Source organism: Microbacterium sp. STF-2 (assembly GCF_034650155.1).
Taxonomy (GTDB): Bacteria; Actinomycetota; Actinomycetes; order Actinomycetales; family Microbacteriaceae; genus Microbacterium; species Microbacterium maritypicum_A.
Map to the genome: position 1 here is coordinate 728,670 of NZ_JARKMW010000001.1, position 23,646 is coordinate 752,315.

General features: G+C 68.9%; 18 protein-coding genes and 1 tRNA gene. 4 read left to right on the plus strand and 15 right to left on the minus strand.

All coding sequences use genetic code 11. The features are described from left to right. Positions 1-14: 14 nt before the first annotated feature. Positions 15-3,101: a LamG-like jellyroll fold domain-containing protein gene (locus MicroSTF_RS03530; protein WP_322953624.1), complete on the plus strand. Its 3,087-nt coding sequence runs from the start codon at positions 15-17 to the stop codon at positions 3,099-3,101. A gap of 141 nt (positions 3,102-3,242) precedes the next feature. Here the strand turns inward: MicroSTF_RS03530 and MicroSTF_RS03535 are convergent. The 8 genes from MicroSTF_RS03535 to MicroSTF_RS03570 form a co-directional block, all read right to left on the minus strand. Continuing rightward, positions 3,243-3,314, minus strand: a tRNA-Gln gene (locus MicroSTF_RS03535). 99 nt (positions 3,315-3,413) lie between these two features. Next, on the minus strand, positions 3,414-4,919 hold the full coding sequence (gene gltX, locus MicroSTF_RS03540) for a glutamate--tRNA ligase (protein ID WP_029259059.1): 1,506 nt from the start codon (positions 4,917-4,919) through the stop codon (positions 3,414-3,416). A 53-nt stretch (positions 4,920-4,972) separates the two neighbouring features. Further along, positions 4,973-5,737: a class I SAM-dependent methyltransferase gene (locus tag MicroSTF_RS03545; RefSeq protein ID WP_322953627.1), complete on the minus strand. Its 765-nt coding sequence runs from the start codon at positions 5,735-5,737 to the stop codon at positions 4,973-4,975. Continuing rightward, positions 5,734-6,993 (minus strand): MFS transporter, encoded by a 1,260-nt coding sequence (locus MicroSTF_RS03550; RefSeq protein WP_322953629.1) that lies wholly within the window; start codon positions 6,991-6,993, stop codon positions 5,734-5,736. Before MicroSTF_RS03550 ends, MicroSTF_RS03545 begins: the two co-directional genes overlap by 4 nt. Next, positions 6,990-7,766 carry a fumarylacetoacetate hydrolase family protein gene (locus MicroSTF_RS03555; RefSeq protein WP_322953631.1) on the minus strand — a complete coding sequence of 259 codons (777 nt, stop codon included), beginning with the start codon at positions 7,764-7,766 and terminating at the stop codon, positions 6,990-6,992. Before MicroSTF_RS03555 ends, MicroSTF_RS03550 begins: the two co-directional genes overlap by 4 nt. 119 nt (positions 7,767-7,885) lie before the next feature. Beyond that, complete coding sequence (locus MicroSTF_RS03560; protein WP_322953634.1) at positions 7,886-8,986, minus strand: branched-chain amino acid aminotransferase; 1,101 nt, start codon at positions 8,984-8,986, stop codon at positions 7,886-7,888. 60 nt (positions 8,987-9,046) lie between these two features. Continuing rightward, positions 9,047-10,090: a 3-isopropylmalate dehydrogenase gene (locus tag MicroSTF_RS03565; RefSeq protein WP_021200394.1), complete on the minus strand. Its 1,044-nt coding sequence runs from the start codon at positions 10,088-10,090 to the stop codon at positions 9,047-9,049. An 81-nt stretch (positions 10,091-10,171) separates the two neighbouring features. Then, positions 10,172-11,707, minus strand: coding sequence for an MFS transporter (locus tag MicroSTF_RS03570; protein ID WP_021200393.1), 1,536 nt, complete (start codon positions 11,705-11,707; stop codon positions 10,172-10,174). Between the two features lie 95 nt (positions 11,708-11,802). On the opposite strand from MicroSTF_RS03570, the gene MicroSTF_RS03575 reads away from it, so the two are divergent. Beyond that, positions 11,803-12,345, plus strand: coding sequence for a TetR/AcrR family transcriptional regulator (locus MicroSTF_RS03575; protein WP_021200392.1), 543 nt, complete (start codon positions 11,803-11,805; stop codon positions 12,343-12,345). A 91-nt stretch (positions 12,346-12,436) separates the two neighbouring features. Here the strand turns inward: MicroSTF_RS03575 and serA are convergent, their stop codons facing one another. The 3 genes from serA to MicroSTF_RS03590 all read right to left on the minus strand — a co-directional run bounded on the left by serA (position 12,437) and on the right by MicroSTF_RS03590 (position 14,961). Beyond that, positions 12,437-14,041, minus strand: coding sequence for a phosphoglycerate dehydrogenase (serA, locus tag MicroSTF_RS03580; protein ID WP_021200391.1), 1,605 nt, complete (start codon positions 14,039-14,041; stop codon positions 12,437-12,439). Between the two features lie 123 nt (positions 14,042-14,164). Further along, positions 14,165-14,500, minus strand: coding sequence for a hypothetical protein (locus tag MicroSTF_RS03585; RefSeq protein WP_297554169.1), 336 nt, complete (start codon positions 14,498-14,500; stop codon positions 14,165-14,167). Continuing rightward, positions 14,497-14,961, minus strand: a complete 465-nt coding sequence (locus MicroSTF_RS03590; RefSeq protein WP_021200389.1) for a hypothetical protein — start codon at positions 14,959-14,961, stop codon at positions 14,497-14,499. The genes MicroSTF_RS03585 and MicroSTF_RS03590 overlap by 4 nt, the downstream gene beginning before the upstream one ends. A gap of 83 nt (positions 14,962-15,044) precedes the next feature. Between MicroSTF_RS03590 and MicroSTF_RS03595 the strand changes: the two genes are divergently transcribed. Then, positions 15,045-15,998 carry a hypothetical protein gene (locus MicroSTF_RS03595; protein WP_029265499.1) on the plus strand — a complete coding sequence of 318 codons (954 nt, stop codon included), beginning with the start codon at positions 15,045-15,047 and terminating at the stop codon, positions 15,996-15,998. A gap of 14 nt (positions 15,999-16,012) precedes the next feature. On the opposite strand, the gene MicroSTF_RS03600 is transcribed toward MicroSTF_RS03595, so the two are convergent. Next, positions 16,013-16,675 (minus strand): GntR family transcriptional regulator, encoded by a 663-nt coding sequence (locus tag MicroSTF_RS03600; protein ID WP_029265500.1) that lies wholly within the window; start codon positions 16,673-16,675, stop codon positions 16,013-16,015. A gap of 86 nt (positions 16,676-16,761) precedes the next feature. Here MicroSTF_RS03600 and MicroSTF_RS03605 point away from each other — a divergent pair, with 86 nt between their 5' ends. Then, positions 16,762-19,596: an FAD-binding and (Fe-S)-binding domain-containing protein gene (locus MicroSTF_RS03605; RefSeq protein WP_322953643.1), complete on the plus strand. Its 2,835-nt coding sequence runs from the start codon at positions 16,762-16,764 to the stop codon at positions 19,594-19,596. A 75-nt stretch (positions 19,597-19,671) separates the two neighbouring features. Here MicroSTF_RS03605 and MicroSTF_RS03610 read toward each other — a convergent pair whose 3' ends face one another. The 3 genes from MicroSTF_RS03610 to MicroSTF_RS03620 all read right to left on the minus strand — a co-directional run bounded on the left by MicroSTF_RS03610 (position 19,672) and on the right by MicroSTF_RS03620 (position 23,644). Continuing rightward, positions 19,672-21,012: an alpha-L-fucosidase gene (locus tag MicroSTF_RS03610; protein WP_322953645.1), complete on the minus strand. Its 1,341-nt coding sequence runs from the start codon at positions 21,010-21,012 to the stop codon at positions 19,672-19,674. Next, on the minus strand, positions 21,009-22,553 hold the full coding sequence (locus MicroSTF_RS03615; protein WP_322956326.1) for a M81 family metallopeptidase: 1,545 nt from the start codon (positions 22,551-22,553) through the stop codon (positions 21,009-21,011). The genes MicroSTF_RS03610 and MicroSTF_RS03615 overlap by 4 nt, the downstream gene beginning before the upstream one ends. 113 nt (positions 22,554-22,666) lie before the next feature. Beyond that, a complete protein-coding gene (locus MicroSTF_RS03620; protein WP_081859684.1) occupies positions 22,667-23,644 on the minus strand; it encodes an ROK family protein in 978 nt (325 codons plus the stop codon). Positions 23,645-23,646: the final 2 nt, after the last annotated feature.

Below are 23,646 nucleotides of genomic sequence, written 5' to 3' on the forward strand. Positions count from 1 at the left end.
CTGCGAGGAACCCCATGCCGACCCCTGATCGCCCGAAGACGACACGCCCCCGTCCGGAGGCGGCCCTACGCCGCGCACTCGGTGGAGGGATGATCGCGGCCGCGACGGCCCTCACGCTCCTGGTCCCCGTTCTCCCGGCGGCGGCGGTCGCGCCGACGGCCGTCCCGACCTCGTCGTCTGCCGTGGAACCGATGACGCAACAGCGCATCGACGCCGCGAACGACGCCTACAACGGCGCCGATGCCACACTCGAGTTCATCACGATGTCCGATACCGAGCTCGGGGGCGCCGCCACGGCGGACAAGACATCCGAGCAGGTGGCCTACGAGGGCGCGAAGCCGCACTTCCAGGCCCTCCGCTCCTGGGCGGACGCCAAGGGCTTCGACCCGCGCGTCGTGGTCGACAACGGCGATGTCGTCGGTGCGAACGACCCGGAGTACTCCGCCCACCTCGCCGGCGACAGCGAGAAGGTCGCCGGCTGGTATCGCGCGGTCGAACGGGTCATGCGCGAGAGTTTCCCCGAGTCGCAGGTCCTGCTCACCCAGGGCAACCACGACATCGCCGATCTGATGGGCACGACCTTCGAATCCGCGCGGAAGAACGCACCGGCCGACGCGCCCGCGTGGCACTATCCGAACGCCGCCACCGGTTACGTGAGCAACTTCCACACGACGATCGAGGGCATCGACTTCATCGGCCTCGACTACAACGGCACCAGCACATTCGGGTACGGCGGGCAGCGCACCGGCTACCAGGCCTTCCTCACCTCCACGCTGCAGGACATCGCCGCGAAGCCCGACTACGACCCCGCGAAGCCGATCTTCGTCTCGATCCACAGCGGCTACGCGGGCACGTCGCTCGGAGGGCCCTTCCACGCCGACTACGACATGGCGGGTCCCGACCTGCAGCGGATCCTCGCGTCCTATCCGCAGGTGATGCTGGGCTCGGCGCACACCCACTTCTCCTCGAATCCGGAGACGAGCATCTTCCAGAAGGACTTCACGGTCTACGAGAACGCCTCGATGAACTACATCTACCAGGACGTGCCGAGCGACTTCCTCGGCGGCGGCTACTTCGGGGGCAACCAGGGAGACCCTGCCGCCGGGGTGTCGCAGAAGTACGCGAACTTCATCTCCGTGCTCGCCGACGGCTCCACCGTCATCCGTCGATTCGACGTCACCCATCAGCGCTGGGTCGGCATGCCCTGGGTGGTCGACACGACCAAGGGCAAGAGCGGGTTCACCTACACGGCCGCACAGCGCAGCAAGATCGCACCCTGGTGGGATGCCGCGGCAATCACCGCGACGGACGTCGCCGAGGAGTCCCTCACGCTGCGCTTCGACCAGGCCAAGGACGACGAGCTCGTGAACTACTACGAAGTCGAGATCCGTGATCAGGCCGGCAACCCGGTCGCGTACACGGCGAACCAGGTGCCGGACTTCGGCAAGAACGCGTCAAAGTCTGTCACCGGATCGTTCAAGGCGTACTCGCGGTTCTACATGACCCCGAACACGATGGGCTTCGACGTCCGCGGTCTGAAACCGGCGAAGAACTACACCGTCACGGTCACCGCGTACGACGACTTCCAGAACGCGTCGGAGCCGCTCACCGGCCTCGTGCGCACGGCCGGCGAGCTCGTCTTCCCCGATTTCCCCGAGACCCCGGCACCCGCACCGGACGGCGAGTTCCTGCATCTCGCCTTCGAGGGCGACCTCGGTGACACCGGAACGCATGCGGCATCCGGGCCCACGGCGAAGCCGATCGGCTCGGTCTCCTACATCGCGACCGATCGCCCGGGGGCCTCCGGAACAGCGGTGCGGATCGGCGGAGGCGAGGGCAGCTACGTCGATCTCGGCTCCCGCCCCGAATTCGACCTCGGCACGGATAAGGACCTCACGATCAGCTTCTGGACCAAGGTCACCGGCGTCGACGGGTACGGTGCGATCATCAGCAACAAGAACTGGGCGAACTGGTACCGCTCCGGCATCAACCTCGCCCCGGAGGGCACGAACACCGGCAAGCTCGAGTTCACGCTCGGCGACGGCACCGACGGCGTCTATGCGACCGGCGACGTCGGCGAGTACCGCGGCTCCTGGCACCACATGACCGTGACCGTCGACCGCACGCGCAACATCGCGAGCACCTACATGGACGGCATGCTGGCGAGGGAGACGAGCATCGCGGGGATCGGGAGCATGACCAGCGGCCTGAACATGCTCGTGGGCGTCGACGGGAGCAAGAGCTACGGCATCGGTCTCGACATGGACGACCTGCGGATGTGGGACACGGCTCTGTCCACGACCGAGGTCGCCGCCCTCTTCGCCGCCGATGATTCGACCACAGAGACTGCCGCACTCGCCCAGGCCGTCGAATACGCGACCGAGCTGATGAACGTCAACGAGGTCGAGGCGGCGAACGGACGCGTCTTCGATGAGACGCTCGGCGATGCTCTCGCCGCGGCGACAGCCCACAGTGCGGCTCTGCTCGCGGGATCTCCGGGAGCGCGGGATGGCTCGACCGATGGTACGGTCGCCACAGTCGCCGCCGTCGCACCGACGAAGGCACAGCTGCGGACGAGCTTCGAGTCGCTGAAGGCCGCCGTCGACGCGGTGGAGGCCCAGGCCGTGCGCTTCAGCTATCGCACCGAGGTGCGCGGCGGCACCGTTTCGCCCGCAGAGGGCGTTGCGGATCGCGGCGGCCAGGTGCGCCTGACGCTCACGCCGGCTGCCGGTTTCGGGATCGCGGGTTCAACGGTCACGGTCAGCGGCGTCGACAGCTTCGCCATCGAAGGTGCGGAACTGGTGCTGACAGGCGTCGAGAGCCGCGTGCTCGCCTCGATCGACTTCGCCACGGCCGACACCGGCACCCCCGGCGAGGGCGGCACGCCCGGCGAGGGCGGCACCCCCGGCGAGGGCGGCAACGGGAACGGCGGCACGGGACGCGGAGACGGCACCGTGGCGAAACCTGGAACCGACGGCTCCGCTGCTCCGCTCGCGACGACCGGAGCAGACGTGGCGATCCTCTGGGTGTGGGCGGGATTGGCTGCCACCCTGCTGGGGGCTGGCGCGTGGCTGGCCCGCCTGCGCCGCCGCGCGGCCTGACGACCGATGGCGAAGGCCCCCTGCTTTCCGTGCTGACACGGATGGCCGGGGGCCGCCGCCGAACGCGTCATTCTCGCGGCGGACGACTCCGACGCATCACCTAACGAAGAAACCCCCGCCTGAGCGGGGGTTTTCATCTTGCTGGGGTACCTGGACTCGAACCAAGAATAACGGAACCAGAAACCGTCGTGTTGCCAATTACACCATACCCCAAGGGCGAAACCGGAGCCTCGCACCGAGAATCAAGCCTACCCGAGCGGCGGCGGAACACCAAAACCGGTGCCGTGCGCCGCCGCCCGGGCGCGTCGCGACTCAGTTCGCGAGGAACGCCGACAGGGAACGCAGACGACGCAGCGACTCGTCCTTACCCAGCAGCTCCATCGACTCGAACAGCGGCGGCGAGATCCGGCGGCCGGTGATCGCCACACGCGGAGGGCCGTAGGCGATGCGCGGCTTGAGCTCGAGCTTCTCCACCAGCTCCGCGGCCAGAGCCTCCTGGATCTTCTCGGGCGTGAACTCCTCCAGCGGCTCGAGAGCGACGACGCAGGCATCGAGCACCTCGGCAGCATTCGCCGGCAGTCCCTTGAGCGCGTCCTCGGCGTATGAGACCTCGTCGGTGAAGAGGAAGCCCACCATCCCGGGGACCTCGCCCAACAGCTGCACGCGCTCCTGCACGAGAGGCGCCACGCGGAACGCCGTCACCAACTGCTCATGTGTGGGCTCATCGAAGAGCCCGGCCGCGGCGAGGTACGGGATCGTCCGCTCGGCGAAGTCCTTCTCCCCCAGCATCCGGATGTGGTCGCCGTTGATCGATTCGGCCTTCTTCTGGTCGAAGCGGGCCGGGTTCGGGTTGACGTTGACGATGTCGAATGCCGCGGTGAACTCGTCGAGCGAGAACACGTCGCGGTCGGGGCCGATCGACCAGCCGAGGAGCGCGAGATAGTTCAGCAGTCCCTCAGGGATGAAGCCGCGGTCGCGGTGCAGGAACAGATCGGCCTGCGGGTCGCGCTTGGAGAGCTTCTTGTTGCCCGTCTCCCCCAGCACCAGCGGCATGTGGGCGAATCGCGGCACGAACGTCGTGACGCCCGCATCGATGAGAGCCGCGTACAGCGAGAGCTGGCGCGCGGTCGACGGCATCAGATCCTCACCGCGCAGGACGTGCGTGATGCCCATCAGTGCGTCGTCGACCGGGTTCACGAACGTGTACAGGGGCACGCCGTTCGGACGCACGACCACGAAGTCGGGGAATGAACCGGCGGGGAAGGTGACCTCGCCACGGATCAGGTCGACGTACGTGACGTCCTCGTCCGGCACGCGCAGGCGCAGAGCGGGCTGTCGACCCTCGGCGCGGAAGGCCGCCTTCTGCTCGTCGGTAAGGTCGCGGTCGAAGTTGTCGTAGCCGAGCTGCTTGGCGCGGCCTGCGGCCTCGTTGCGCGCGTCGATCTCCTCGGCCGTCGAGTAGCTCTCGTAGAGGGCGCCCGTCGCGATGAGCTTGTCGATCACCTCGCGATAGATGTCGTGACGCTCCGACTGCCGGTAGGGCGCATGCGGTCCGCCGACCTCGACGCCCTCGTCCCAGTCGATCTTGAGCCAGGTGAGCGCGTCGACCAGTTGGCGGAAGCTCTCCTCGCTGTCACGGGCGGCGTCGGTGTCCTCGATGCGGAACACCATCTTCCCGCCGTTGTGTCGGGCGTAGGCCCAGTTGTAGAGAGCCGTGCGGACCATGCCGACGTGCGGCAGACCGGTCGGTGAGGGGCAGAAGCGGACGCGGACGTCGGCACCACTGACAGTCGTGGTGAGGGGGTGAGGGGTAGCCATAGCTCTTCGATTCTACGGGGACGGGTGACCGCACCGCTGGAGGATCGAAGCGCTCAGCGAGCGGCGCTCACGGCGACCGCGGCACGATGCGCCAGCGGCAGGAAACCGTTCGCACTCCGCTCTTCGACCACATAGTCGAAAGCGGTCCGAAACCGCTGCCGGTCGACCTGGTCGAGACCGGCGTAGAGCGCACCGGCACCGGCCACTCCCCCTTCGACAGACCGCCAGAGGGCTCGCGGATCCGCGCTCCAGGTCCAGTCGAGCTCGGTGACCTCTACGCGTTGCAGACCTGCCTCCTGCAGCATCCGCCCGAACCCGTCGGCCGTGCGCTCGAAGTCCTCGTCATCCGGGAGCCTCGGCCCCGCGAAGGGCGCGATACCGGCACGCTCGGTGATCTCGGCCCAGAACCACGAGGGAGAGAGCGTCCAGGTCGTCGCCACGACCGCACCCCGGCTGACCCGTCGCAGCTCTGCGGCGGCCGAACGCGGTGACGGGACGTGATTCAACACGAAGTTCGCGATGGCGACGTCGAACGCGCCGTCTGCGAACGGAAGCGCCGGCAAGGTGCCGTCGATGGTGTCGATCCGAGGATGCCGGCGACGCGAGACCGCGCGCATGGTCGACTCCGGCTCGCACGCGGTCACCGTCCATCCCTCGGCGGTCCACATCGCAGCCAGGGTGCCGTCTCCGGCGCCCACGTCGACCAGGCTGCGGCCGTGCGGCTCGCCCAGAGCCTCCCGCATCGCGACGAAGGTCCCGGCGCACAGCGCCGAGTAGGAGGCGGAGTACGCTTCGCCGACCCCGGACCAGTCCTTCACCGTGCTCCCGCGCGAGCCAGCGGAGACAGCGCCACGATCGCGACGACCAGGATGAAGGCTGCGATCCCGAGTCCGGAGTACTGGAAGTTCGACAGCACTACTCCGGCCAGCACCGAGCCGGCCGCAGCCGAGAGGCTCATGAGCGAATCGCTGCGACCCTGTCTGCGCGTGCGGAGCTCGGGCGCGGAGGCCTCGGTGAGCAGCGCCGCCCCGGCGACCGTCGCCGCGCTCCACCCCAGCCCCAGCAGGATGAGCGCGACCATGACACCCCACGCCTCGGTACCCCTGAACACGGCGAACGCCAGAGCACCGGCGAGCAGCACCTGGCCGAGCAGCACGACCTTGAGTCGGCCCCACCTGTCGGCGAGCACACCGAAGACCGGCGACAGGGCGTACATCCCGCCCACGTGCAGGGCGATCGTGATCCCCACCAGAGCCGAGACATCCGCCGGGGTCGCCGCCATGCCTCCGGCGCCGTGCGCCATGTGCGACAGGTGCACCGGGGTCATGGCCATGACCGACGCCATCACCACGTGAGACCCCGCGATCGCGAAGATCGCATAGCGTGCCACCCGTGGCCGGTCCACTGCCACCGCTCCGGCGGCAGCCGCCGACGCCGTGGCGAGCCGCTGCGCCGCGAGAAGCGGATCAGGGCGCAGCGCGACGATGTAGAGCAGGAGTGCCGCGCACTGCGCAACGAACGAGAACAGATAAGAACCCGTCTGCGGAGGCATCCCGACCGCCTGCCCGACGATCTCTCCCGGCCCCAGCAGAAGGGGCCCGGCAACCCCGCCGATCGTCGTCGACCAGACGACGATCGACAGATCCCGGCCACGGTGCTGCGGGGCGGCGAGATCCGTCGCGGCAAAGCGAGACTGCAGGTTTCCCGCGTTGCCCGCGCCGATCATGAGGATGCCGGCGAGCAGCAGCGGGAAGAGGCGCAGGGAGGCGGCGAGGATGACGACCGCGATGCCGACCAGTGCGAACAGGTTGCCGAGCGTGAGCGCACGACGCCGGCCGACACGAGCGGCGAGGCGGGCCAGCGGGATCGCGCACGCCGCCGCTCCGAGCGTGACCGAGGCGGTCGCCAGACCGGAGAGCGCGTCGTTCCCCGAGATGTCCGCCGCCAGGAGCGCTCCGAGCGACACCGTGGCGCCGAAGGCGATGCCGCCGAGCACCTGCCCGAGCGACAGCACCAGCACGGTGCGTCGCTGGACCGCCGTCTGCTGCGCCGCCGTCAGGGCCGCATCGGTCATGACGTGGGTGCGGCGTCACGCGCGGTATTGCGCAGGATGCCCAGCCCCGTGATCTCGACCTCGACGACGTCTCCTGCGCCGAAGGTTCCGACGCCCGCCGGCGTGCCCGTCATGATGACATCACCCGGGAGCAGGGTGAACACGGCCGAGGCGTACTCGATGATCGCCGGTACCGAGTGGATCATGTCGGTGAGCGGAGCGTGCTGGCGCACCTCGCCGTTCACCCGCGTCTCGATCGTGGCGGTCGCGGGATCGAAGTCGGTCTCGATCACGGGTCCGAGCGGGCAGAACGTGTCGAAGCCCTTCGCGCGCGCCCACTGTCCGTCCTTGCGCTGCAGATCGCGCGCGGTCACGTCGTTGCCGATCGTGTAGCCCAGCACGTAGTCGAGCGCGTTCTCGGCCTTCACGTTCTTGGCGATCTTGCCGATGACCACGACGAGCTCACCCTCGTACTCGGTGCGATCGGAGAGGGGCGGACGCACGATCGCGTCACCAGGTCCGATCACCGCGGTGTTCGGTTTGAGGAACAGCAGCGGTTCCTCGGGAGCCTCTCCCCCCATCTCGGCCGCGTGGTCGTGATAGTTCTTGCCCACGCAGACGACCTTCGACCGCGGGATCACCGGAGCGAGCAGCGCGGCGTCCGCGAGCGGCACACGGGCGCCGGTGGTCTCGTACCCGGTGAACATCGGGTCTCCGGCGAGCACGACGAGCTCACGCTCGTCGATGATCCCGTACATGATGGCTTCGTCGTGGCTGAACCGGGCGATCTTCATGGGATCCAGCCTAGCGAGGGCGTTCCACCCCGCCGAGACGCACCGCAGACACCGATACCCACACGTGCGCAGGCGGCAGGCGTGGGTCTCGGTGGTGGGCGCGGGTATCGTCCGCGCGGTCAGGCGTCGAGGCGCAGAAGCCAGCCGTGCTTGTCCTCGCGGCGGCCGTACTGGATGTCCGTGAGCTCCTCACGCAGCGAGAGTGCGAGCTCGCCCAGCGGCTGCGGTTCGTCGAACCCGTCTCCGACGAGTGCGCCGATCGGGGTGACGACCGCGGCGGTGCCGCACGCGAACACCTCGACGATGTCGCCGGAGACCACGCCTTCGCGCCACTCGTCGATCGAGATCGGGCGCTTCTCGACCGTGTAGCCGCGGTCTTCCGCCAGCTGCAGGAGCGAGTCACGCGTGATGCCCTCGAGGATGCTGTCCGACTCGGGGGTGACCACACGTCCGTCCTTGAAGACGAAGACGACGTTCATGCCGCCGAGCTCCTCGACATCGCGCTTCTCGTTGAGGAACACGACCTGGTCGCACCCCTTCGCGCTCGCCTCGCTCTGTGCGAGCAGGCTCGAGGCATAGTTGCCTCCGGTCTTGGCCTTGCCGGTTCCGCCCTTGCCGGCGCGGGCGTACTCCTCGGAGAGCCAGATGCGCACCGGCTTCACCCCGCCGGAGAAGTAGGCGCCTGCGGGGCTCGCGATCACGTAGTAGGCGACCTTCTGCGCGGCGCGCACGCCGAGGAACGCCTCCTTCGCGAACATGAACGGGCGCAGGTACAGGCTCTGGTCGGCGCCGTCCGGAACCCAGCGGCCATCCACGGCGATGAGCTCGCGCAGCGACTGGATGAAGTACTCGGTCGGCAGCTCCGGCAGAGCGAGACGACGAGCGCTGGCCTGCAGACGCGCAGCATTACGGTCGGGTCGGAACGTGTGGATCGAGCCGTCCGCATGGCGGTAGGCCTTGATGCCCTCGAAGATCTCCTGCGCGTAGTGCAGCACCGACGCCGCGGGGTCGAGCGGGATCGGACCGTACGGCTGCACGCGAGGACGGTGCCAGCCACCCTTGGCGGACCAGCAGATGTCGACCATATGATCGGTGAAGACCACACCGAAGCCCGGATTCTCCAGCACCTCGGCGAGCCGTGCGGGAGACGCAGCGGTCAGGTTCTTCGTGACGGCGAACTCCAGGGGAGCCACGGTCGCCTCGGCATCGATGGTCGTCATCTCATCATCCATTCCTCGTGGGTGGGCGCATCCTCGCGCCCGTTCAGCCTACGCCTGCAGTCAGAGGCGTGCAGTGATCGCGGAGCCGATCTCCGCCGTGGTGCGAGCCACCGTCCGTGCCGCGATGTCCGCCTCGACCGCGGCACCGACCCGTGCGGATTCCTCGGTGAGTCCGAGGTGGTCGAGCAGCAGCGCGATCGAGAGGATCGCCGCCGTCGGGTCGGCTTTCTGCTGTCCGGCGATGTCGGGCGCTGAGCCGTGGACCGGCTCGAACATCGACGGGAACGCGCCGTCGGGGTTGATGTTCCCCGAGGCGGCGAGGCCGATGCCACCCGTGACCGCGCCCGCGAGGTCGGTGAGGATGTCGCCGAACAGGTTGTCGGTGACGATCACGTCGAAGCGCGAGGGGTCGGTGACCAGGAAGATCGTGGCGGCGTCGACGTGCAGGTAGTCGACCTCGACGTCGGGGTGCTCGGCCGCCACCTCGTTCACGACGCGCTGCCAGATGGCACCGGCGTGCACGAGCACGTTGGTCTTGTGCACCAGCGTGACCTTCTTATGACGACGCTCGGCGAGGTCGAACGCGTAGCGCACGACGCGCTCGACGCCGAAGGCGGTGTTCACCGAGGTCTCGTTCGCGACCTCCTGCGGGGTGCCCTTGCGGATGGCCCCGCCGTTGCCGACGTACGGCCCCTCGGTGCCTTCACGCACCACGACGAAGTCGATGTCGCCGGGCTCGGCCAACGGGCCCGAGGCACCGACGAACAGCTTCGACGGCCGCAGGTTCACGTAGTGGTCGAGGGTGAAACGCAGCTTCAGCAGCAGGCCCCGCTCGATGTTGGCGTCCTTGAGGCGCGGGTCGCCCGGGGTGCCGCCGACCGCGCCGAGCAGGATCGCATCGTTCGCGGAGATCGCGGCGAGGTCATCGTCCGTGAGGGTGTCGCCGGTCTCGAGGAAGCGTCCGGCGCCGAGCGAGAAACGGGTCTTGTCGAAGACCACACCGCTGTCGGCGGTGACGGCGTCGAGCACCTTCTCCGCTTCGGCGATGACCTCGGGACCGATGCCGTCTCCGGGGATGACGGCCAGCTTCACGACACGCGACATGAGACTCCTTGCGCACTGCACGGGGATGGACCGGCTCGGGCTCACCGCAGGGCGAGCGAGCCGGTCCTCCCAGCGTACTGGTCAGTGCGTGGGGGCTTTGCGCAGTGTGACGGCGGCGATCACGCCCGCGACGACGACGAGACCAGCGCCGATCAGCGAGGTCACCATCACCCCGGAGCCGAATGCGGCCGCCGCTGCCTCCCACAGCGCGGTGCCGAGCTGGCCCGGCAGCGCCTGCGCCGCCGTGTAGGCCCCGGCGAGAGTCTCCCCCGCCGCGTGCGCCACGTCTGCCGGCAGGCCCTCCGGAAGCACGAGAGCCCCGCGGTAGAAGGCCGTGATGATGCCACCGAGCACCGCGGTGCCGAGCACCGCACCGAGTTCATAGGCGGTCTCGGAGACCGCACTCGCCGCTCCCGCCTTCGCGGCGGGGGCGCTGGAGAGGATCAGTTCGTTGGAGATCGTCTCGGCGGCACCGATGCCGATGCCGAGCACCACGAATGCGACGACCAGCGGCAGGACGCCGTGCTCGTGCGTCGTGAACGCCACGATCAGGTAGCCGGCCACGGAGAACGCGAGCCCGACGGGGATCACGATGTGCGGCGGGATACGACGGGAGATCGGGACGACCGAGAGTCCGGCCACGATCATCGCGAGCATTCCGGGCACGAGCGCGAGCCCGGCCATCATCGGGGACAGCCCGAGGACGAGCTGCAGGTGCTGCGAGACGAAATAGAGGAAACCGACCAGAGCCACGACGCTCAGCAGGTTGACCAGGATCGCACCGGAGAAGGAGCCCCGACGGAAGAGCGCCATGTCGAGCATCGGCGTCTTGGCACGCAGCTGGCGACGGACGAACAGGTAGCCCATCACGAAGCCGAGCAGCGCCCAGGCTCCGGCCTTGAGACTCGGCCCGTCGACGGCCAGCGACTTGATCGCGTAGACGACCGGGATCATCGTCGCCATCGACAGCGCGATGCTGATCAGATCGATGCGCCCGGGGTTCGGGTCGCGGCTCTCGGGCACCAGCAGCGGCGCGGCGACGAGCAGCGGGATCAACACGGGCACGGCGATGAGGAAGACCGAACCCCATGCGAAGTGCTCGAGGAGAAAGCCGCCGACGATCGGTCCGAGCGCGGAGCCCGCGGAGAACGCCGACGCCCACACGGCGATCGCCATGCGGCGCTGATCGCGATTCTGGAAGATCGAGCGCAGGAGGGAAAGGGTCGACGGCATCAGCATGGCGCCGAAGAAGCCGAGGAGCGCCCGGGCGGCGATCAGCAGCCCGGCAGTGGGCGCGAAGGCGGCCAGTGCGGAGACGGCGGCGAAGCCGGTCGCACCGATCAGCAGCATCTTCCGGCGCCCGAAACGGTCGCCCAGCGTCCCCATCGTGACCAGGAGGCCGGCGAGCACCAGGGGGTACACGTCGATGATCCACAGCTGCTCCGCCCCCGTGGGAGCGAGCGCGATCGAGATCTCGGGGAGCGCGAAGCTCAGCACCGTGTTGTCCACCGACACCAGCAGCACCGGCAGCATGAGGACGACGAGTGCCGCCCAGCCGCGGGCTCCGACGCGGGGAGCGTCCGTCTCTGTCGTCGGGATCGACGCAGTACGGTTCATGGAACACCTCTCAGAATCATGACGGCACGGTTAGTGAACCGTCCAGATGGTATAGTAACAGAATTCCCGCCCCTCCCCTGTGCAGAGGATCCACGATGCCCCGACCTCCCCTCGCCCGCGAGAAGGTGCTCGACGCCTTCGAAGCGATCCTCATCGAAGACGGCGAACGTGCAGCGACGCTCGATGCGACCGCGAAGGCGGCCGGCGTCTCCAAGGGTGGCCTCCTCTACCACTTCGGGTCGAAGGATGAACTGGAGGCAGGGCTCGTCGAGCGGCTCGACCGACTCACGACGCTCGACCTCGAACGCATGACCGCAGCCGACGAGGGGCCGGTCGCCTACTACGTGCGCACCTCGGTCATGGAGGACGACGCCCTCGATCGCGTGCTGATCGCCACGACGCGGCTGGCCCAGGGCGGATCGATCCCTGCCGCCGACATGCTCCGCGACACGCGACGACGCTGGGCGGAGACGATCCGCCCGCATGTGCGCGACAATGCGAGCCTCGACCTCGTGATGCTCGTGAGCGACGGGCTCTACTTCAACAACTCGCTAGACGTGCACGGCCCCGAGCGGCTCGTCCCCCGCAGCGACGAACTCGCCGAGCTGATCGCCCTCGTCCTCAGAGCCACGGCCTGACCCACCGAGACATGAGAAGAGGGCGGGAGCATCACGCTCCCGCCCTCTTCTGCATCTGCGCACTGAGACCGGTGCAGCCAGACCTGTGCGATCAGACCTCGGTGATCTCGATCTGACGGAAGAGGTCGGCGTCGATCGCGTCGCGCACGTCGTCGAGCAGTTCGTCCGAGACCGGCGAGTCCAGGGTCAGCACGCTGAGGGCCTGGGCCCCGGCGGCCTGACGGGCGATCTGCATGCCGGCGATGTTGATGCCGGCCTCCCCGAACTTCTGGCCGTACACCGCGACGATGCCGGGGCGGTCCGTGTAGAGCATGACGACGTGGTGCTTCTCGATCGGCAGCTCGAGCCGGTGGTCGTTGATGCCGACGAGCTTCTCGGTCTGCTTCGGACCGGTGAGCGTGCCGGACACCGAGAGCTGCGAGCCGTCGGACAACGCGCCCGCGAGGGTGATGACGTTGCGGTACTCGTCGCTGACGTCATCCTTGAGCAGACGCACCGCGATCCCACGCTGGTCGGCGAGGAGCGGCGCGTTGACGTAAGAGACCGTCTCGCTGACGATGTTGGTGAACACGCCCTTGAGCGCAGCGAGCTTGAGCACGCTGACGTCGTAGTCGTTCAGCTCTCCGTGCACCTCGACATCGAGGCTGGTGAGCGGCGACGTCGCGAGTGCCGCGAAGATCTGGCCGAGCTTCTCGACGAGCGAGATGCCGGGACGCACGTAGGGATCGATGACGCCACCCGCGACGTTCACCGCGTCGGGGACGAGGTCGCCGCCGAGAGCGAGGCGCACCGAGCGAGCGACCGAGACGCCGGCCTTCTCCTGCGCCTCTTCGGTGCTGGCACCGAGGTGAGGGGTGACCACGACGTTCGGCAGGTCGAGGAGCGGCCGAGCGGTGCCTCCCTCTGCCGGGGGCTCGGAGGTGAACACGTCGAGTCCGGCACCCGCGATCTCACCCGCGACGAGGGCCGCGTGCAGCGCCTCCTCGTCGATCAGCCCACCGCGTGCGACGTTGACCACGAAGGCGGTCGGCTTCATGGCTGCGAACTGCTCGGCACCGATCATGCCGGTCGTCTCCGGCGTCTTCGGCATGTGGATCGTCAGGAAGTCCGACTCCGCCACGAGCTCGTCGAGCGAGAGCAGCTGCACGCCGAGCTGCTGTGCGCGGGCCGACGTGACATAGGGGTCGTAGGCGACGACCCGCATGTCGAAAGCCGCGAGGCGCGCGGCGACGAGGGCGCCGATGCGACCGAGACCGACGATGCCGACCGTCTTCTCGAACAGCTCGGCGCCGGTGAAGGAGCTGCGCTTCCAGGCACCGGCAGACAGTGAGGCATGCGCCGCCGGGATGCGGCGGGCGAGGCTCAGGATGTGGCCCACCGTGAGCTCGGCGGCGGAGACGATGTTCGAGGTCGGCGCGTTGACGACCATGACACCGGCAGCCGTGGCCGCCTTGATGTCGACGTTGTCGAGGCCCACTCCGGCGCGGGCGACCACCTTCAGCTTCGGGGCGTGCCCCAGCGCTTCCTCATCGATGCGCGTCGCCGATCGGACCAGCACGGCATCGGCATCCGCGAGCGCCGCGAACAGCGCCTCGCGGTCGGTGCCGTCGACGTCACGGACGTCGAAGTCGGGACCGAGAGCGTCGATCGTGGCGGGAGAGAGTACTTCGGCGATAAGCACGACAGGCTTCGGCACAGTGGATCCTTCGGGGCAGCGCGGCAGGGGCCGATGCGCCGCACACCATGGGGGCGCGATCGCGTCAACTCTACCGGAGCAGGCGCAGCCCTCCGTGCCGTGTGACGCGGCACGGCAGGCCGCTCACGCGCTGGGCATCGTGAGGCTCAGCGCGATCAGACTCATCCAGAACACCGCGACGACGCCGAGTCCGGCGAGGAACACGAGCGCCAGTTCGCCGACACGGCGCCGCCGGCCGATCACATAGGCGAAGACGAACACGATCGCGGGAAAGGCGACGCCGAACAGCAGCGTCGCCCACCCGCCGACACTCAGTCCGGTCTGGGCCATCGTGATGAGGTGCGCGACGGCATTCCAGACCGCGTAGGCGTAGAAGAGTCCTGCCAAGCCGATGACGAGCCCGACGAGCCAACCCGGAGAATCCGCGGATACCTGCGCTTCGTTCGACGACGTGGTCATGATCCGATCACCCCCACGGTGACGAAGGGCCAGGGGACGAGGAGCACGACCCCCGCGAACAGCACCGCGACGCGGATCCAGGCCGCACTCCCCCGTGTGAGCACCCAGGTCGCCAGGAACCACAGCGCGGGCGCAGCGATCGCGAGGAAGAACCACGGCAGGAACATCACGTCGGAGACGAGGAAGGATGCCAGCGGCTGCAACCGGAGCCCTCCGACGATCCAGCCGATCGTGTAGAGAAGGTAGACGCCGCCGACGACACCGACGAGCAGCAGCATCGGGGTGCTCAGACCCGAGGGCTCGTCGTCGGTCGCCGGTGTGACGGTGCCGTCGTCCTCGATCGTCCCGACGTCGTCGCTGCCCTTGCCGACGGCGTTCCAGCCGTGCGGAAGCGCGCGATCCTTCGGTGTCGAGGCCTCGTCGCCGTCCCAGCTGAGCGCGTCGTCGGAATCGGAAGTCATGTCCCCAGCGTAGGACACCCGGTCCACTAGGATCGGGGTTGCCTTGAGCCGGAACGGCGGGCACCGGAGGGGAAGGGAACACCGTGGCTGCGAGCGAGAACGCCGAGACCGGGAACAGCGACGCCCGCGTCGCCCAGTCCGCGAAGAGCACGGCGACCGAACCGCCTGCCGGTTGGGTCCCCACCCCCGAAGCCAAGGCCAAGGCGACGCGCTTCCGCTGGATCGCCGCCATCCTCTGGGCTGTCGCGATCATCGGCGAAGGCGTCGGCATCTTCTGGCTCCTGCGCCAGCGTGTGTTCGTCGGCGAAGACGGCACCCTCGTCCGCAACCCCGACACCGGCCTGCTCGAGGAGCAGGGTGTCACCGCGACGTTCCCGCAGTGGGCGTTCATCACGCTCCTCGTGCTGCTCGTCGTGATCGCGGCCCTGTCCATCACCGGCTCGGTGCTGTGGAAGAAGGCCAACCGCCTCGACCCCGCGCTCAGGGCGGACAAGACGCGGTTCTTCGTACAGAACCAGCTCGGTGCGATCGTCGCAGTCGTGGCGTTCCTCCCGCTGGTCATCCTGATCTTCCTCAACAAGGACATGGACAAGGGCCAGAAGACCACGGCTGGAATCGTCGGCGTCGTCCTCGCGGCCCTGGCCGTCTTCATCGGCGTCGACTTCGCTCCGGCGTCCGTCGAGCAGTACACGGCCGACCAGTCGGCCGTGATCCAGCTCCTGGGCAAGGACGAGGTGGTCTGGGTCGACGGCGGCAAGGTCTACCACGTCTGCGATGACGTCCCGGCGATCCAGACCGGGAGCGAGATCCGCACCGGCACGACCGCACAGGCCGTCGAGGCGGGCAAGATCCGGCTGACCCTGCAGTTCGCTTCGGAACTGCGCGCCTGCGACCTTCCCGTCCCCGAGAACGACGAGCAGATCACCGAGGCGCTGCGATCGATCCAGGCAGGCCAGACCGACACCATGCTCCCCGCACCGGTGTGGGCTGATCCGGCCGAAGCCCCGATCGTGGTCGAGGAAGCTCCGGCGGAGTGACGGCCCGCTCGACGCTACTCCGCGTCGAGTGCCTCCACCAGCCGCTGCTCGGCCGACGACAGGTGCGCGTCGAGAAGAGCCGCTGCCCGTTCTCCGTCGCCTGAAGCGACCGCGTCGAGGATCTCGGCATGCTGCGACGCGATCACCGAGGCGTCGAGAAGCCGGCGCCCCTGCACCTGCGCCATGCACAGCCGCACTTCGTCGAGCACGCTGCGGTACATGCGCCCGGTGCGTTCGCTGTCGAGTGCATCGATGATGGCGGTGTGGAACCGCAGATCGGGGTTCACGGTCGCCGGGTCGGGACCCGGGGGCATCGCGAGGATCTCCGCATTCGCATCGCGCGCCGCGCTCGGCACGGTGCTGGTCTTCGCGAGCTCGCGAAGCGCCGCGCTCTCGAGTCGGGCCCTGGTGCGGTAGACGTCACGCACTGTCGCGGGGTCGATCCCGACCACACGCGCGCTTCGATGCGCGGTGCGCACGAGCAGGCCACTGGCGACGAGCTGTTCGATCGCCGCTTTCGCGCTGGGACGCGCAACTCCGAAGGTCTGCGACACGGCCGCTTCCGTGATCGGATCCCCCGAGCGGATCTCGCCGCCGAGGATACGACCGCGCAGCTGGGCGGTGACGGCATCCACGACGCCGACGATCCCCAGCGGTGCGTCCGAAGTGGTGGTCATGCGGGTCAGCCTATCGAAGCGCCGCACGCTCGGTACACTTGTCTGACAATCTCGTTGATCACCTTCCGACGGAGCAGAGGAGCACCGTGCCGACCACCCTCGCCGAACCGCTGGACCCCGCCCTGCTGGGCCCCGCGACTCAGGTCCATTCGCGCTCCATCGACCGCTTCGCCCGCGCCCACGACGCCTCCCACTACCTGCTGATCCCGGATGCGGTGCTCTCCCCCGTGGATGCCGAAGGGGTGGCACGCGCCTTCGGAGCCGTTCGCGCCGCCGGCCGCACGATGACGTTCCGCTCCGGGGGCACCAGCCTCTCCGGGCAGAGCGTGAGCGGGGACATCCTCGTCGACACCCGCAGCAGCTTCCGCGAGATCCGCGTGGAAGACGACGGCGCGACCGTGCGCGTCGGCCCCGGCGCCACCGTGCGCCAGGTCAACACCAGACTCACGCGCTATCGCCGCAAGCTCGGCCCCGACCCCGCCAGCGAGATCGCCTGCACGATCGGCGGAGTCGTCGCGAACAACTCCAGTGGAATGGCCTGCGGCATCACCGAGAACTCATACCGGACGATCGAGTCGATGACGATCGTGCTCCCGAGCGGAACGATCCTCGACACCGGCCGTCCGGATGCGAACGAACTGCTGCACGCCGCGGAACCCGCGATCGCCGAGGGCCTGCTCGATCTGCGGGCACGTCTGCTCGCCTCGCCCGAGCGCGTCGCCTTCCTGCGCCAGCAGTTCTCCATGAAGAACACCATGGGTTACGGGCTGAACGCGCTCCTCGACTTCGATGACCCCGTGCGCATCCTGGAGCACCTCATCATCGGCTCCGAGGGCACACTCGCCTTCGTTGCCGAGGCCCGCTTCCGCACGATCGAGGTACGCCCGTCGATCGCGACGGGGCTGCTCGTGTTCGAGACGCTGTCCGCCGCGATGACGGCACTTCCCGACCTCACCCGACTCGGACTCGCCACCATCGAGCTCATGGACGCCGCCTCCCTCCGGGTCGCGCAGGGGTTGAGCGACGTCCCGGCATCGATCGCGGAGATCGAGGTGCAGGGGCACGCCGCTCTCCTGGTGGAGGTGCACGCCTCCGACGACGATGCGCTCAGGGAGGCGAGTGCGACGGCACAGGCGCATTTCGAGGCACTGCCGCTCGCCGTGGCACCGCGCCTCACCACGGACTCCGGAGAACGCGCTTCACTGTGGCACGTGCGCAAAGGTCTCTACACCGCGGTCGCCGGCGCCCGCCCCTCGGGAACGACGGCTCTCCTCGAGGACATCGTGGTGCCGGTGCCGCGTCTTCTCCACACGTGCGAGCGACTCATCGAGCTGTTCGCCGCGCACGGGTACGAGGGCTCGGTGATCTTCGGGCACGCCAAGGACGGCAACGTTCACTTCCTCCTCAACGAGCGTTTCGACGATGCCGACAGCATCGCGCGCTATCGGCGCTTCACCGATGATCTGGTGGACCTCGTGCTGTCCCAGCAGGGATCGCTGAAGGCCGAGCACGGGACCGGGCGCATCATGGCGCCGTTCGTACGCCGCCAGTACGGTGACGAGCTCACCGACATGATGTGGGAGATCAAGGGCCTCCTCGACCCCGACGGCATCCTGAATCCGGGGGTGGTCCTCTCCGACGACCCGGACTCCTACCTGCATGACCTCAAGCGGGTGCCGACGGTCGAGGGCGAGGTCGACCGCTGCGTCGAATGCGGGTACTGCGAACCGACCTGTCCGAGCAAGAGCATCACCCTCACGCCTCGACAGCGCATCGTGATCCGCCGCGACATGGCGTGGGCCGAGGAGCAGGGCGACACCGAGCTGCTGCGCGACCTGCAGAAGGACTACGACTACGACGGCGTCCAGACGTGTGCGGTCGACGGCATGTGCGGCGTGGCCTGTCCGGTCGACATCAACACCGGCGACCTCGTGCGTCGGCTTCGTGCGGAGCAGTCGAACGCGATCGAAGGCGCGGTGTGGGGCGTGGCCGCGAAGCACTGGGGCACGGTCACCCGGGCCGGAGGGGTCGCGCTCACCGTCGCCGATGCCCTCCCCGCTCCGCTCGTGCGCGGCGTCACGCAGCTCGGCCGCGCGGTCCTCGGCACCGACACCGTGCCCCTCTACGACGGCGGGCTCCCCCACGGCGGCTCGAAGCCCCCGCGCCCGGAGTCGCCGACCGATGCGCAGGCCGTCTTCTTCGGCGCCTGCATCGGGACGATGTTCGGTGCGGAGGGCGAGGGCGAGGGATCTCGGGATGCCCTGCGTGCACTGCTCGACCGGGCGGGGATCCCCGTCGTGATCCCCGAGGAGAACGGCGGACTCTGCTGCGGCACACCGTGGAAGTCGAAGGGCCATCTCGACGGATACGCACGCATGTCGGACCGGGTCCTGGAGTCGTTGTGGGTCGCGAGCCGGCACGGCGAGCTTCCCGTGGTGTGCGATGCGGCGTCCTGCACCGAGGGCCTGGACGTGATGCTCGCACAGTCGGTCGCGAAGAACCCCCGGTACGCCGGGCTGCGTATCGAGGACGCCACGACCTTCGTGGCCCGCGAGGTGCTGCCGAAGCTGACCGTCACGGCGAAGCTGCCCACCATCGCGGTGCATCCGACCTGTTCCACGACGGCGCTCGGGGCGACCGGGGCGCTGACCGCGATCGCCGGAGCCGTCGCCGACGACGTGTTCGTCCCCGAGGGGTGGGGCTGCTGCGCCTTCGCCGGGGACCGCGGCATGCTGCACCCCGAGCTCACGGCCAGCGCGACCGCTCAGGAGTCGGCGGAGATCGCGGAGGCCGAGAGCACGCGCGGCGACTTCGATGCGTTCGTGTCGGCCAACCGCACCTGCGAGATCGGGATGACACGTGCCACAGGGCGACCGTATCGGCATGTGGTCGAGGTGCTCGAGGAGCTCACCCGCCCCTGAGCGCGGGCGCACACAGCGAGGGCCCTCCCGACTCGTGGTCGGGAGGGCCCTCGCCTCGTCGCGATCCGATCCGTCTCAGCCTGCGGACAGGACCGCGACAGCCTCTTCGCGCAGACCGGCCGGGATCACGACGACCGCGCTGTCCTGCGCCGACCGCTCGGCGACGGACCCGTCCGACCAGCGCAGATCGCGCGTGCGCAGTTCATCGGGCAACCCGATCGTGCCGACGCTCGGGTCGAGCGCGTGCATGTGCACCGTCGCCCCTGTGGTCGTGTAGCGACGCGGAGCGCCGCTCCGCTCCCCCATCCGGATCCACGGTCGTGTGCCGTAGATCGCGTGCCCGTTCGCCTGCAGCCACGCACCCAGCTCGCGCATCGCGCTCCGCTGCAGTTCCGGGATCGAGCCGTCGGCCGCAGGGCCCACGTTGATCAGCAGATTGCCGTTCTTGGCCACGACGTCGACGAGCAGGCGGATGAGCGCCGCACCGGACAGCGAGTGCCGCTCGTCCTCCGCCTGGTTGAAACCGAACGAGTAGCCGAGGCCGCGGGTCGACTCCCATGGCTCCGGGATGATCTCGGGGATGTCCGTGTATTCGCGCGTGAGGAACCCGTGGTAGGGCACACCCCAGCGGTCGTTGACGACACCATCCGGTACGGCATCGAAGTACCGCTCCAGGAGCGCGGCGACCGCGTACTCGTCACGCCCCTTGCCGCCGTCCGGCCACTCGATGTCGTTCCAGAGCACGTCGGGCGAGAAGCGCGCCACGAGCTCGTCGAGCTGTGCGGCGGAGTAGCGGGCGAAGTGCGCGTCGTTGCGACGGAACCGGAACAGATCGGTGTCCGATTCGATCGCCGGGAAGTCGCTCACATGCCAGTCGAGCGCGCCCGAGTAATAGACGCCGAACTTCGCACCCGCCCGGCGGGTGGCATCGTGGAACTCGGAGATCAGGTCACGGCGCGGACCACGAGCCACCGCGTTGAAGCCGGTCGTCGCGGTGTCCCACAGGCAGAACCCCTCGTGGTGCTTCGTCGTGGGGATGATGTACCGGGCTCCCGCGCCGACGAGCTCGCCCACGAAGGCATCCGCGTCGAACGCCGAGGCATCCCATCGATCGGCGAGGTCCTCGTACGAGGTGCCCGGCCCGAACAGCTGCTGATGCCGCTCCCACGTGGGGCTGCCGGCGATGCGCACGGTGTTGCCGTACCACTCTGCGTACTGGTGCCAGGCGTACGCGTCCTCGGTCGGGATGTTCACGCCCTCGCCGTGCTGCACGGCCCACGCCGGCACCGAGTAGAGGCCCCAGTGCACGAAGAAGCCGAGCTTCGCGTCGCGGTACCAGTCGGGCACACCCTGCGTCGGGTACGTCGGAGCGTCCGCGCCGAGGTCCGGTCCGGTGCGCTTCTCGAAGTTCATCATGCGCTCTGCTCCTCAGGGGTTCCGCGACGGACGACGACCGCGGTGAGATCGGGATTCCCGTTCGGGTCGAAGGGGTAGACGCCGGGCCGCAGGCGGTGGTGGCCCAGACGCAGCAGGTCCTGATCGACACCTCCGGGCGTCAACGCGAGGGTCCAGCCCACGGCGAGCTCGTACAGCTCCGGCTCGAGGTAGCCGATCTTCACCACGACGATGTCGGCGCTCGTGGGCTCGAGCCCCAGCATCCGGAAATCCGAGAGGTGGTGGAACGGCTTGCGGCGCTCGGTGATGATGGCGTGCAGCCCGCCCGATGCGATCACGACCTGCGTGCCCGCATCGGGATCCCCGTCGGTGATGGAGAACACGGTCCCGGTGATCGGCACGGGGCCGTGCGGGCCTGCGTCGACCCCTGCGCCGGCGTCGAGGGTGACGGTGGCGCCGACACCGGCGGCCGCTGCCTGGGTGACGGCCACGGGATCGAAGATCGAGGCGACCAGGGTGGTGCGGCTGCCGTCGGTCAGCTCCGCACGCTGCAGCAGGTGCGCGAGCGTCCAGGTCACGTCGCCCGCACCACCGGCGGTCGGGTTGTCGCCCGAGTCCGAGATCAGGTACGGATGCGGCGCTCCCGGGGCGAGCGCCTTCTCGAGCGCCTCATCGAGGGATCCGGTCTCGGCCACGAAGACGAAGTCCTCGCGGGCGTCCCAGAACATCCGCGCCACGCGCTCGGCCTCACGGGCGATCAGCTCCTCGTCGTCACCGGTGACCACGACGTACGCCTGGCACCGCGGCTCATCCGCCCAGGCATAGCCGATCCACACCGAGGCGTCGACGACGCCGGGAAGCGCTTCGATCTCGGGCAGCTGCGCGTAGATGCTGCGCGCCGGCTCCAGGCGGGTGCTGGTCTTCTCCCCGGGCAGCAGCACCGGGACCGGCACCCACGCCGTGAACGGGCGCCGACGCAGCGGGTCGGTGCCGTGCGGCCCCCGCAGTCGCGAGAGCAGGTTCCACACCGCCCTCTCCTTGGTGTTCATCCAGTCCTCGTGCGGCGCCATCCGGTAGCAGGTCAGCAGATCGACCGCGTCGCGCAGCACCTCTGAGACGTTGCCGTGCAGATCCATCGACGTCGACACCAGCGTGTCGGGGCCGAGGGCTGCGCGCACCGCGAGAGCGAGATCCCCCTCGGCGTCCTCCATGCCGACGACGCTCATGGCGCCGTGGATGTCGAAGAAGAAGCCGTCGAAGGGCCCCTGCGTGCGGATGCCCTCCACGATCGCATCCTTCATCCGGTGGTAGGTCTCCGGAGCCACGGCGCCGCCCGGCAGAGAGCGTCCGTGTGTGAGCGGCACCCACTCCGCGGCGGCTTCGAGCTCGCGCCCGTCCTCGAGGAAGGGATAATACGCGCGCAGGGCCTCTCCGGTGCGGACCGTGAAGGCCTCGTCACCGGAGATATGAGGGGAGAACGTGCTCGACTCGATCGAGATCCCGGCGATGCCGATGCGGGGTCTCGGGAGCCCGCCGTCTACGACGGAAGGAAGGGAACCCATCCAGATCTCGTGGGCTTCGGGACGTGCAGTCACGTGGTGTGCTCCTTGTCGGGGGTCGTCGGGTGGACTCATCGGGTGTTCGGGGGCCATCGGGTGTTCGGTGCGAACCGGGATCAGTGTGCTCGTGCCGGCACGAGGGCACGGCGGGCGGTCTCGATGGCGCCGAGAGCGACGGCATCGGAACCGAGGACGGCGGGGATGATGCGCAGCGGGATGCCCGATACCGGGGAGTCCGTGCGCAGCGTGCGCGCGATCGCCGGCTCGAGGAGGTCCCAGGCGGTGGCGACGCCGCCGCCCACGATCGCACAGGGCAGATCGATGATCGTCGCCGCACTGGCACACGCGAGCGCGAGCGCGTGTCCGGCGGCGTCGAACACCGCGATCGCGTCCACGTCGCCCTGTCGGGCACGGTCGGCGACGTCTCTGGCGTCGAGGATCGGTCCCGCCGTGCGCTCCTGAAAGCGCAGTGCGATCGAGGTGCCCGACGCCAATGTCTCCAGATGGCCGGTCTGGCCACAGGTGCACACGAGCTCGCTGTAGCCGGGGGTGTGTCCGATCTCCCCCGCCGCACCGTGCGGACCGTGATGGAGTTCACCGTCGATCATGAGCGCACCGCCGACGCCCGTGCCGAGCATCACGCCGAGCACATCGCGGTCCGTGCGCCCGTCGGCGGCGGCCTCGCCGAGCAGGAAGGCGTTGACGTCGTTCTCGACACGTACGGGGACGCCGAGACGTGCTTCGAGTTCGTCCGCCAGGGGGAACCCCGCCCACCCGACGAAGGTGGCCGATGCCGCGCGGATCGTCCCGGTCTCATGGTCGATGACCCCCGCTGCGCCGACCCCTGCCGCGACGAGTGTCACGTCGGCCTCGGCGACCAGCGCGCGGGTGAGTTCTGCCGCCGCATCGGCCATCGCGCCTCCGCCGAGGGCAGCGGGTGCCGGGACGCTTCCCCTGGCGAGGACTGTTCCTTCGGCACTGACGAGGAGGGCCGCGATCTTGGTGCCGCCGATGTCGATCCCGACCAGACCGGTGCCGTCGGGGAGGACGATGCCGTCGACGGGCATGGTGGTGCGCTGTTCCTGACCGATCATGC